This is a genomic window from Enterococcus sp. DIV0008, assembly GCF_050542615.1.
Classification (GTDB): domain Bacteria; phylum Bacillota; class Bacilli; order Lactobacillales; family Enterococcaceae; genus Enterococcus_D; species Enterococcus_D innesii.
In genome coordinates this window covers 1,447,901-1,459,845 of the sequence record NZ_CP172937.1, presented here as the reverse complement: position 1 = coordinate 1,459,845, position 11,945 = coordinate 1,447,901, and the positions used below count along the sequence as shown (strand labels likewise).

Annotated in this window: 7 protein-coding genes, 1 riboswitch and 1 other annotated feature; all 7 genes read right to left on the bottom strand. The window is 42.0% G+C overall.

Translation table 11 applies throughout. The annotated features are described in order from the left end of the window. Positions 1 to 156 precede the first annotated feature (156 nt). A complete protein-coding gene (locus IGI84_RS06965; protein WP_081118914.1) occupies positions 157 to 1,428 on the bottom strand; it encodes an O-acetylhomoserine aminocarboxypropyltransferase/cysteine synthase family protein in 1,272 nt (423 codons plus the stop codon). A gap of 50 nt (positions 1,429 to 1,478) precedes the next feature. After that, positions 1,479 to 1,732 (bottom strand) — a binding site (T-box leader). A 110-nt stretch (positions 1,733 to 1,842) separates the two neighbouring features. Then, positions 1,843 to 3,249: a dihydrolipoyl dehydrogenase gene (gene lpdA / locus IGI84_RS06960; RefSeq protein ID WP_005230052.1), complete on the bottom strand. Its 1,407-nt coding sequence runs from the start codon at positions 3,247 to 3,249 to the stop codon at positions 1,843 to 1,845. Between the two features lie 7 nt (positions 3,250 to 3,256). After that, positions 3,257 to 4,903 (bottom strand): dihydrolipoyllysine-residue acetyltransferase, encoded by a 1,647-nt coding sequence (locus IGI84_RS06955; RefSeq protein ID WP_430600934.1) that lies wholly within the window; start codon positions 4,901 to 4,903, stop codon positions 3,257 to 3,259. Between the two features lie 25 nt (positions 4,904 to 4,928). After that, positions 4,929 to 5,906: an alpha-ketoacid dehydrogenase subunit beta gene (locus IGI84_RS06950; RefSeq protein ID WP_005230047.1), complete on the bottom strand. Its 978-nt coding sequence runs from the start codon at positions 5,904 to 5,906 to the stop codon at positions 4,929 to 4,931. Between the two features lie 2 nt (positions 5,907 to 5,908). Beyond that, positions 5,909 to 7,018 (bottom strand): pyruvate dehydrogenase (acetyl-transferring) E1 component subunit alpha, encoded by a 1,110-nt coding sequence (pdhA, locus tag IGI84_RS06945; RefSeq protein ID WP_005231936.1) that lies wholly within the window; start codon positions 7,016 to 7,018, stop codon positions 5,909 to 5,911. A gap of 435 nt (positions 7,019 to 7,453) precedes the next feature. Next, positions 7,454 to 10,045: a magnesium-translocating P-type ATPase gene (mgtA, locus tag IGI84_RS06940; protein WP_081118912.1), complete on the bottom strand. Its 2,592-nt coding sequence runs from the start codon at positions 10,043 to 10,045 to the stop codon at positions 7,454 to 7,456. Positions 10,046 to 10,232: 187 nt separating this feature from the next. After that, positions 10,233 to 10,404: riboswitch (M-box (ykoK) riboswitch) on the bottom strand. A gap of 389 nt (positions 10,405 to 10,793) precedes the next feature. Then, positions 10,794 to 11,894 (bottom strand): non-hydrolyzing UDP-N-acetylglucosamine 2-epimerase, encoded by a 1,101-nt coding sequence (gene wecB, locus IGI84_RS06935; protein ID WP_081118546.1) that lies wholly within the window; start codon positions 11,892 to 11,894, stop codon positions 10,794 to 10,796. Positions 11,895 to 11,945 lie beyond the last annotated feature (51 nt).

Below are 11,945 nucleotides of genomic sequence, written 5' to 3'. Positions count from 1 at the left end.
CCCACCTTATCCATATTCCTTAGCAACTAAATATAGCATAGAACCGATGGATTTACTATCCTTCTAACAACAGAAACCGCAGTTTTATTTGAAACACTAACCGACAACAAAAAAGCGCAGCATAGTATCCTGCGCTTTTCCTACTGCTTCAACTATTTAGAGCTGTTGGAAGGCTTGCGTGAGATCTTCCAAGAGATCGTTAATGTTTTCCAATCCAACGGATAGGCGAATCGTCTCTGGACGAATTTTGGCTGCTGCAAGTTCTTCTACGCTAAGCTGGGAATGGGTCGTCGAAGCTGGATGGATGATCAAGGACTTTGCATCCCCGACATTTGCCAGCAAAGAGAAGAGCTTGGTTGCGCCACAAAAGGTTTTGCTTGCTTCTGCCCCACCCTTTAATCCGAAGGAAAAGACCGAACTGGTCCCTTTGGGGAAATACTCCTGCGCCCGCTTAAAATAAGGACTGTCCGGCAGGGTTGGGAAATGAACCCAAGAAACTTCCGAGTGCTTGGCTAAAAATTCAGCAACTTGTTGCGCATTTTCTACATGACGTTCCATCCGCAACGAAAGCGTTTCGATGCCTAAAAGCAACACCCATGAATTGAAGGGAGAAATCGCAGCACCTGTATCCCGTAAAAGAATCGTTCGGGCCCGAGTGATATAGGCAGCGTTACCAGCGGCTTCTACCCATGAGATTCCATGGTAACTATGATCGGGATCGACCAGCTTGGGAAATTTGCCGTTTGTCCAATCAAAGTTGCCACTATCAATAATAGCCCCTCCTAAAGCAGCCCCGTGACCACCGAGGTATTTTGTCGTGGAATAAACGATGATGTCCGCCCCATGCTCAAACCCTCGAAACAGATAGGGAGTCGCAAAGGTGTTGTCAATGATCAGGGGAATCCCGGCTTCATGAGCGATCGCTGCAATCTTTTTAAAGTCGGCAATATCAATATCTGGATTGCCTAAAGACTCTAGAAAAACTGCTTTGGTATTTTCCTGGATGGCTGCTTTTAGTGCTAGTAGATCTTCACTATCGACAAAGCTTGTGGTAATGCCAAAATCTGGCAACGTATGAGCGAATAAATTATAGGTCCCCCCATAAATTGAAGCAGCAGAAACGATATGATCTCCTGCTTGTGCAAGATTTAAAATCGCATAGGTGATTGCTGCTGAGCCAGAAGCCGTTGCTAACGCACCGACACCGCCTTCTAAAAGGGCTAATCGTTCTTCTAGAACCGCGGTCGTCGGATTGGTAATACGGGTATAGATATTGCCGCTCTCACCAAGACTAAATCTCGCTGCCGCTTGGTCAGCATCATCAAACACATAGGATGTGGTTTGATAAATGGGTACGGCGCGACTTCCTGTGGTAGGATCTGGTGTTTGTCCTCCGTGTAATTGAATCGTCTCAAATCGTTCTGTCATACTATTCCTCCTTAATAATGCAAATAAAAAAGCCCTCTGATATCGAAATATCAAAGGACGTGTTTACGTGTTACCACCTTTATTCAAGCAGACTTTTCAGCATGCTTCTCAGCAAGTACGCGACAAATAAACGTCGTTATACTTTGACGCGATAGCGGGCGCACCCGGATCTCCTTATCTTTCGTACAAGTTCAGAAGATCACCTCTGAGGCCATTTTCGATTGATTCTACAAGTTCTTCTTGCACCTTACGAAGACTCTCTAGGCTTGCCAAATCAATGTACTTTCCTCATCAACGGTTGAAATATTAAGAGCATCGTATCATTTCCAGAAGATTCTGTCAATAGCTTAGGATCGCTTTATTTTTGGTGATAAAAAAACTCGTTCACCAAATGATGAACGAGTTTCACAAAGCTTAAATGTGGATTGGTAATCCTAGAGCTAACTCAGCAGCATCCATTGTGATCTCACCTAGAGATGGATGTGGATGGATCGTTAACGCGATATCTTCTGCGTTCATGCCAGATTCAATAGCAAGAGCAAGTTCTGAAACCATATCGCTTGCTCCTAGACCAGCAATTTGCGCACCGATGATCACATTGTCTTCAACCGTTGTTACTAAGCGGATGAATCCTTCAGTTTTCCCTAGAGATAACGCACGACCGTTACCTGAGAATGGGAATTTGAATGCTTTTGCTTCAATTCCAGCATCTTTGGCATCTTTGATCGTCATACCGACAGAAGCCAATTCTGGGTCAGTAAAGGCAACTGCTGGCATCGCTTTGTAATCAACGGCAACTTTTTTACCAGAGATTGCTTCAGCAGCGATTTTTGCTTCGTAGCTAGCTTTATGTGCTAATGCAGCACCAGGTACGATATCACCAATTGCGTAGATGTTTGATACGTTGGTACGGCCTTGTTTGTCAACCGTGATCAATCCGCGTTCGCCTACTTCAACACCTGCTTGTTCTAAGCCCATGTCATCAGTATTTGGACGACGACCAACAGTAACCATTACGTAATCAGCAGTAACTGATTCTTCTTTACCATCTACGGCATATTTCACAGTTACGCTATCGCCATTGTCAATTGCTTCTTTCGCCATTGCGTTGGTAACGACTGTTACACCTTTTTTCGCAAAGTCTTCTTCAACCAATTTGACCATGTCTTTTTCATAGGTTGGCAAGATTTGAGGAGAGCCTTCAAGGATCGTTACTTCTGCCCCTAGGTTTGCATAAGCTGCACCTAGTTCAGAACCGATGACACCGCCACCGATAACAACGAATTTTTTAGGAACTTCTTTTAATGCCAATCCGCCAGTTGAATCAAGAACACGTCCGCCGAATTTGAAACCAGGGATTTCAATTGGACGAGAACCTGTTGCGATGATTGCATTGTTGAAAGAGTATGTTTGTGCTGAATCTGGGTGGATGACACGCAATGTGTGATCATCAACGAAGAAAGCTTCTCCTTCAATCGTTTCTACTTTGTGTTTTTTCAATAGGAAACCAACACCTGAAGTTAATGTTTTAACGACTTTGTTGTCTTTCCATTCTTGAGTTTTGGTAAAATCAAGGGAAACATTTTCACTTGTTACACCAAACATTGTTGAATCCAAAGATTCTTGGTAATGATGACCTGCAGCGATCAAGGCTTTTGAAGGGATACAACCAACGTTCAAACAAACGCCGCCGATATATTCTCTTTCAATGATTGCTACTTTTTGTCCCATTTCAGCAGCGCGGATGGCAGCTACATAGCCGCCAGGTCCCGCACCGATTACAACTGTATCTAATTCAACAGCAAAATCTCCAACTACCATTTGTTAATCATCCTTCCATCATTAATAGCTCTGGATCAGCTAATAGACGTTTGATATTATTCATTGCTTGTTGCGCTGTTGCGCCATCAACGATACGGTGGTCGAAGCTTAAGGAAAGTTTCATCACACGTCCGACAACGATTTCGCCTTCAGCGTTTACGATTGGTTGTTGCGCGATCGTACCTACACCCAAAATAGCTACTTCAGGGTAGTTGATTACTGGTGTGAACCAGCCGCCACCAACTGAACCGATGTTACTGATTGTGATGGTACCATTACGCATATCATCTGCAGCCAATTTGCCGTCATGAGCAAGTTTTGCTTTTTCGTTGATTTCATCAGCGATAGCAAACATGCCTTTACGATCTGCATCTTTTACGTTTGGTACATACAACCCATGGTCAGTATCTGTTGCGATACCGATGTTGTAATAGTTTTTGTATACGATCTCTTGTTTTGCATCATCGATTGACGCATTCAAGATAGGGAATTTTTTCACTGTTGCAGTCAATGCTTTTACAACATATGGTAAGAAAGTAAGTTTTGTGCCGTTTGCAGCAGCAACTTCTTTGAATTTCTTACGGTTATCCCATAGGTTTGTTACTTCAACTTCATCATGCAAGGTTACATGAGGAGCTGTTTGTTTGCTGTTTACCATCGCTTTAGCGATTGCTTTACGTGTAGGTGTTAAGGCCACACGTTCTTCTAAATCACCTAAGTTTGATTTGAAGGCTTTTGCTGGAGCTGCTGGTTTGCTTTCAGTTGCTGCAGCTTTTGTTTCTTCTTTCGCAGGAGCTTGAGTTTCAGCTTTTGCAGCTTGTCCGCCACCTGATAGGAAGTTTTCGATGTCTTCTTTTGTTACACGGTCGCCTTTACCTGTTGCTGATACTTGAGAAATATCCACATCTTTTTCACGAGCAAATTGACGGACAGAAGGCATAGCCAAGACGCGTTTGTTAGGATCTGCTGCTTCAACAACACTTGCCGAACCAGAAGTTTCCACTTTTTCTTTTGGTGCTTCTCCAGATGTGCTTGATGAAGCAGGCGCACTGTTGTGACCAGGTGCGTCGATTTCAACTAAAACATCCCCAACATTTGCGACTGTTCCTTCAGCAACAACGATGTTTTTCACTGTTCCTGTTACTGGAGATGGAATTTCTTCCACTGATTTGTCGTTTTGAACTTCAAGCAACGTATCATCTTCATTGATGGTATCTCCTGCTTTAACGAACCATTTTACGATTTCGCCTTCTGCAATCCCTTCACCGATATCTGGTAATTTGAATTGGAAAACGCCTGCGCCTTCAGAAGAACCAGCTGATGCTTCAGCCGTTTCCGTTGTAGGTTCTGCCGCTGGTTTTGCTGGTGTTTGAGACTCTGCTGCTACACCTGCATCGCCTTCGTTGTCTTCATGTCCTGGTGCATCGATCTCAACAAGGACATCCCCAACGTTTGCGACTGTACCTTCAGGGACAACGATGTTTTTCACTGTTCCTGTTACTGGAGATGGAATTTCTTCCACTGATTTATCATTTTGAACTTCTAGTAAGGTATCATCTTCATTGATGGTATCCCCTGCTTTGACGAACCATTTTACGATTTCGCCTTCTGCAATTCCTTCACCGATATCCGGTAATTTAAATTGAAATGCCATTTTCTATTCTTCCCTTCTTCAACTATTAAAAGTTCACGATTTCTTTCACTTTGTCTTCGATGTCTTTTGCATTTGGCAACCAAATGTTTTCAGCTTGACCGAATGGGAAGATCGTATCTGGTGCAGACACGCGTCCGATTGGAGCTTCTAGTGATAGAACCGCACGTTCAGAAATTTCAGAAACGACTTGAGCGCCAACACCTGCTTGTTTTTGTGCTTCTTGAACGACAACTACACGACCAGTTTTTTCAACTGATTTGATGATTGTTTCAACATCAAGAGGAGCAACTGTACGCAAGTCGATGATTTCAGCGTTGATGTTTTCTTTTGCTAAGTTGTCAGCAGCTTTGATTGCTTCACGAACCATCGCACCATAAGTGATGATTGAAACATCAGAACCTTCACGAGTGACTGCTGCTTTGTCTAAAGGAACTTCGTATGCTTCTTCTGGCACTTCTTCACGGAATGAACGGTAAAGTTTCATGTGCTCTAAGAAAACAACTGGGTCATTGCTGCGGATAGAAGCAATCAATAATCCTTTTGCATCATATGGGTTTGATGGAATAACGACACGGATACCAGGTGATTGAGCGATCAATCCTTCCAAGTTATCTGAGTGTAATTCTGGTGTGTGCACACCGCCACCAAATGGTGAGCGAATAGTGATTGGTAAATTACGTGTACCACCCATACGGTAACGAGTACGCGCCATTTGACCAACGATTTCGTCAAATGTTTCAAATACGAAACCAAAGAATTGGATTTCTGGAACTGGACGGAAACCTTCTAATGCTAAACCGAAAGCCAAGCCGCCGATACCAGATTCAGCAAGAGGGGTATCGAAGACACGATCTTCGCCGAATTTTTCTTGTAAACCTTCTGTTGCACGGAAAACCCCGCCGTTTTTACCGACATCTTCACCAAAGACTAAAATCTCTTTGTCATTTTCCATTTCAACAGCTAAGGCATCTGTAATTGCTTGAATCATTGTTTTTTGTGCCATGACTATTTCGACTCCTTCGCTTCGTAAGTTGCAATTTGTTCTTTAATGTTTTGTGGTTGAACTTCAAACATGTTTTTCAAGAAATCTGAAACTTTTTGTTTTGGCACGCGGTCAGCTTCAGCGATCGCTGCTTTGATTTCTTCTTTTGTTTGTTCAATGACTTGTTCTTCTTTTTCTTCAGACCAAAGTCCTTTTTCAGTTAAGTAAGTACGGAAACGTACCAATGGATCTTTTTGTTGCCATTCGCTGTCCATGTCTTTTGAACGGTAACGGGTTGGATCATCACCAGACAATGTATGTGGACCGTAACGGTAAGTCAAGGTTTCAATCAATACAGGACCGTTGCCGTTTGCTGCCCATTCACGAGCTGCTTTAGAAACATAGTACACTGCCAATGGATCCATACCGTCAACTTGGATACCAGGGATCCCAGCTGCTGCAGCTTTTTGTGCCAAGGTTGGTGCCGCACTTTGTACTTCACGAGGTGTAGAGATCGCAAAACCATTGTTTTGGATGTAGAATACAGCGTTTGCATGGTAAGCCCCTGCAAAGTTGATTGCTTCATAGAAGTCCCCTTGTGAAGAACCGCCATCACCTGTATAAGTAAATACTACATTTTTCTTGTTACGTTTTTTCAATCCTAAAGCAACACCGGCTGCTTGGACGTATTGTGCACCAATGATGATTTGTGGTGGCAATGCTTTTAAATCTTCTGGGTAAAGGTTCCCAGCAACGTGACCACGTGACCATAAGAAAGCTTCTTTCAATGGCAGGCCGTGTTGGATCAATTGTGGTACATCACGGTAACCAGGTAATAAAACGTCTTCTTTTTCAAAAGCAAATTGACTTGCTAATTGGCTTGCTTCTTGTCCAGCAGTTGGCGCGAAGAAACCTAGACGACCTTGACGGTTTAACGCAGTTGAGCGTTGGTCTAATACACGAGACCATACCATACGAGTCATCAATTCAACTAATTCGTCGTCACTTAAATCTGGTACTAACTCTTGATTTACAATTTTCCCGTCTTTGTCCAAAGCTTGGTAAGTTGGAAAATCCGCATTGACTTGCTCCAAAATCGCTTGGAAATCAAGTGCTTTTTGTTTTTTTGCCATCTTGACACACTTTCCTCTCTGATATAAAAATTCACTTTCGTATGTAACAGGGTTTAAATCTGTACTATCGAAATTTCATTTACTCTTATAAATTATCATTTAACTTCGAAAATGACAAGTGAAAAGGGTATTTTTTTTAATAAAAGAATTCCCACTGTAGCAACTCTTAAGAAAACATTAGTGAAATTAATCACATTAAAGCAATCGCTTTCTTCGATTTTTTCTTTTCAGATTCTTTTTTTTATTTAAGAATAGTACAGCAATCATCATTATACAAAACAGATTAAGCATAATCCTTTTATTATCACTTGTGAAAGATTTGACTTGAATCTAAGAGAAATTTCTTAATATGAGAAAAAAATAATACAGAGAACGGATAAAAAGAAACAGATCGGCGATTCTCCCCCTGTTAGGAAGAACGCCGACCTGTTTTTTTTAAATCCATTCTCTCGTGACATGAATGTAAATGCGTTTCGCAAACTCAACTGTTACTAAATAAGCTAGATTGATACCGACATACCATGGCCAGTAACTTGATGGCAGTGCTGCAAAATCAAAGACGGTATGCAATGGCGTCAAGATGACCAAGAAGCCAACTGCAATCGCTAGAACACTTGAAATCAAAACTGCAGGTGATGCGATACTTTTGATAAATGGTAATTTTCTCGTTCTGATCATGTGAACGACTAAGGTTTGTGTCGTTAAGCCAATCATAAACCATCCTGCTTGGAACAAGGCTTGCTCTTGGATGGTATTTGCACTAAAGACATGCCACATCATAAAGAAGGTCAAAATATCGAAGATGCTGCTAACAGGTCCAATGCCGACGGTAAACTTCAATAGTCCACCCACTTGCCATTTAACTGGTTTTTCTAACTCTTCTTTATCTACGTTGTCCCATGGGATCGTCAATTGGGCCATATCATACACCAAGTTTTGAACCAACAGTTGAATGGACAACATTGGTAAGAAAGGTAAAAAGGCACTAGCAACTAAAATCGAGAACACATTCCCGAAATTCGAACTCAAAGTCATTTTGATGTACTTCATCATATTGGTAAATACTTTGCGGCCTTCGATGACTCCTTTATCAAGGACATTCAAACTTTTTTCTAATAAAATGATCGAGCTGGCATCTTTGGTGATATCTGCTGCGGTATCAACCGAGATACCTACATCTGCCGTGCGCAAAGCAGGCGCATCGTTAATGCCATCTCCCATAAAGCCAACCGTATGGCCTGCCGCTTGAATGGTTTCAATGATTCGGGATTTTTGCATTGGATTTAATTTTGCAAACAGATTGGTTTTTGCAGCTTTCTCTGCTAACTCTTCATCTGACAGATGATCTATATCGGTTCCTAGCAAGTATTCATCAGCATCGATCCCAACATCTCGACAAACTTTTTGCGCAACGATCGCATTATCTCCCGTCAGCACTTTGACATTGATGCCATGGCCATGTAAAGAAGCAATCGCTGTTTTTGCTGTTTCTTTTGCTGGATCTAAGAAGCCCATAAAGCCAATCATGATCATGTCTTGTTCATCTTCTACAGAATAAACGGCATCTGCGTGGGCATCCCGTTTTACAGCAACAGTCAACACGCGCATTCCTTGTTTGTTCAAGCGCAAATTCACTTGACGCAATTGTTCTCTCAATTGAGGAGTCAATTCCATCACTTTGCCATCAACTTCTACATACTTGCAGACTTGTTCCATTTCCTCGGCTGCCCCTTTAGTGACCATCAGTTGATGACCATCTGCATTGACAACAACCGTCAAGCGGCGACGTGAGAAGTCAAACGGAATCTCATCGATTTTTGTCACATCGTTAAATGGCGCTGACAAGCCTTCTTCTTCATAGTAGTTTAAGACAGCAATATCCATCAGGTTTTTCCACCCTGTTTGATAGTAAGAATTTAAATACGTCATATCAAGGACTTGTTTATCTTCTACGCCAAATGGGTTTAAATGCTGTACCAGTACAACACGATCTTCGGTGATCGTACCCGTTTTATCGGTACATAAAACATCCATTGCGCCTAAGTTTTGTATAGAAGGCAATTCTTTGACGATCACTTTTTCTTTTGATAAAGAGATCGCCCCTTTGGCTAAGTTGCTGGTGACGATCATTGGTAGCATTTCTGGCGTCAAACCAACTGCTACTGCTATCGCGAAGAACAACGCTTCGCCCCAATCGCCCTTGGTCAATCCGTTGATCAGTAATACGATCGGGAAAAGAACCATGACCATTCGCAACAATAGTTTGCTGACTTTCGTTAAGCCATCTTCAAAAGTTGTTTTGCCGCGTTTCGTCGTCGCATTTTTGGCAATATCACCGAAGAAAGTACTTTGACCGGTTTTCAAAATAATCGCTTTTCCTTGACCACTTAAGACATCGGTACCCATGAAAACAAGATCTTGCATGTCTAAAGCTGAAATTTGGGCATCACTTTCTTTGATCCCAGCATCCACAAATTTTTCAACTGGCATTGACTCGCCAGTTAATGATGATTGATTGATAAATAAATCTTTGGTCCAAATCAAGATGGCATCAGCAGGGATCATATCGCCGGTTGCTAAGGTGACGATGTCTCCTGGAACGACTTCATCCATTGGAATTTCTCTCGTGATTCCATCTCGAGTGACGGAACAAGTATTTTCAATAAGTTCTTTTAACGCTAAGCTTGCTTTTTGGGAACGGTATTCTTGGACGAAAGTAATCATGACACTTGCCAAAATCATGATTCCCATCACGATCACTGCTTCAATATCGCCTGTTACAAAAGAAATAACCATTAATAATGCCAAAACTAACACAAAAGGATCTTTGAAAGCACCTAGGATCATCAACCAAGCAGGTGTTGGTTTTTGCGCATCCACTTTGTTTGGACCATACTCTGCCAAACGTTCTGCAGCATCTTCTTCCGATAACCCTTGGAAAGATGTCCGCATTTCCATCAGCAATTCTCTTTCGGTCAATTTTGCCAGTAATTTTAATTCTTGATCTTTCGATAGTTTTTTTAACATCTTTTTTTCCTCCTAGCACTTAGGAGTTGCTTACGCCACCCCTAGCGATTCGATAACTACTCCGCTGTTTCATCTGGGGACTGGGGTATTCCATGTGAATCTTCCTTTCTTTTTATTAGGTAAGTCACTGTGGAACGCGCGTAAAAGACACAAAAAAACGCACGCTCCCAATAAGCATGCGTAAAAAACTCATGATCATTGTAGAGCTTTAGCACTATAGGGCGTAGATAGCAAATCTGCTATCAGCTACTTTGGGTTTAACCTTCACGATTAGACCTGTCCTACCAACTAAGTATCTCTCGATACTTTTGCGGCAGCAGCTTGTGTCCATATAGGAGCCTCACCTAACAATTATTTGTATAAAATGTCAGTTCGTCGGAAGTCTTCCTTCCAACTACCCACATAATAACTGCTATCCTAGCCAATGTCAACCGCAACAATGGGAAAAAGCACCCTTTTTTCTTAGATTTTCGTTCGTTTTTAAATGAAAGGTCTTACAATAAAATAACAATATTAAAGAACTGTTGTAATTTTATACGTGATAAAACTTTTTTCATGAATAGATAGAAAGTTTCTCCTAACAAAAGCCATAGCACAACAAGCCGTTCGTCTATCCCCTTAAACGAGAAAATGAAAAAGATGATACAGTACATTCCTTAAACTTGCACAAAAAAATAGACAGCCATTTATCAAATAGCTGTCTAATCATCTATTGTTTTTCATACTGAGAGATTGTTCTTTCTAACTCTCACGAAAAATGTTCAACTAAAATCTGAAGGATTCGCTGGCTTGCTTTCCCATCGCCATAGGGATTTTCTGCATGTGCCATGGCATTGTAAGCTTCTGGATCTTCTAGCAGTCGCTTTGTTTCTTGATAAACCGCAACTTCAGACGTACCGATCAGTTTTAACGTACCTGCAGCAATTCCTTCCGGACGCTCTGTTGTATCTCTCAGGACCAAAACAGGAACGCCTAACGACGGTGCTTCTTCTTGGACACCACCAGAATCCGTTAAAATCAAGGTACTTTGATTGGCAACATTGTGAAAATCAATGACATCTAAAGGCTCAATCAGCGTGACATTTTCTAGTTCCCCAAGTATCTCCATAGCAATCCCTCGGACTTGAGGATTCTTGTGCATAGGAAAAACCACTTTGATGGTTGGTTTCTCCTTAGCGATCTTCGCTAAAGCGCGGAAGACTTGCTGCATCGGAACACCTAAGTTCTCGCGACGGTGCATTGTCAGAAGAATCATGGTTTGATCTGCTGCAGAAAGTTCTGGATGCTGATAGTCCTCTGAGATCGTATAACGCATCGCATCAATGGCGGTATTACCTGTTACAAAAATTGCATCTTTATTGCGATTTTCCGCTAATAAATTTTCTTTACTTTGGGCAGTTGGCGCAAAATAAAAATCCGCTAATACATCGATCAGCTGACGATTGGCTTCCTCCGGATAAGGAGATTTTTTGTTCCATGTGCGCAAACCGGCTTCCACATGCCCCACAGGAATCTGCTGATAGAAAGCTGCCGTCGCGGCGGCGTATGCTGTGGTTGTATCCCCATGAACCAGCACGATATCAGGAGTTTCTTTTTGCAAGATTGGTTCCAGATCCAGTAAAACTTTGGTGGTGATCCCTGTCAAGGTTTGCCCTAAAGTCATAATATCCAGATCATAGTCTGGTATGATTTCAAAAACCGTTAAAACTTGATCCAACATTTCTCGATGCTGCGCCGTCACCACAACGATCGATTCAAAACGCGGGTCGTTTTCCAATTCCTTTACTAGTGGCGCCATTTTGATGGCTTCCGGTCTGGTACCGAACACAGACATCACTTTGATTGTCATTTGGTCACCCGCTCCTCTACTTCTCATTGCTTCTATTATAACGAAGAAAAC

Coding starts and splice junctions, on each gene's coding strand:
- pdhA (WP_005231936.1), bottom strand. CDS start 7,018: ATGGCAAAAAAACAAAAAGCACTTGATTTCCAAGCGATTTTGGAGCAA.
- mgtA (WP_081118912.1), bottom strand. CDS start 10,045: ATGTTAAAAAAACTATCGAAAGATCAAGAATTAAAATTACTGGCAAAA.
- lpdA (WP_005230052.1), bottom strand. CDS start 3,249: ATGGTAGTTGGAGATTTTGCTGTTGAATTAGATACAGTTGTAATCGGT.
- IGI84_RS06965 (WP_081118914.1), bottom strand. CDS start 1,428: ATGACAGAACGATTTGAGACGATTCAATTACACGGAGGACAAACACCA.
- IGI84_RS06950 (WP_005230047.1), bottom strand. CDS start 5,906: ATGGCACAAAAAACAATGATTCAAGCAATTACAGATGCCTTAGCTGTT.
- wecB (WP_081118546.1), bottom strand. CDS start 11,894: ATGACAATCAAAGTGATGTCTGTGTTCGGTACCAGACCGGAAGCCATC.
- IGI84_RS06955 (WP_430600934.1), bottom strand. CDS start 4,903: ATGGCATTTCAATTTAAATTACCGGATATCGGTGAAGGAATTGCAGAA.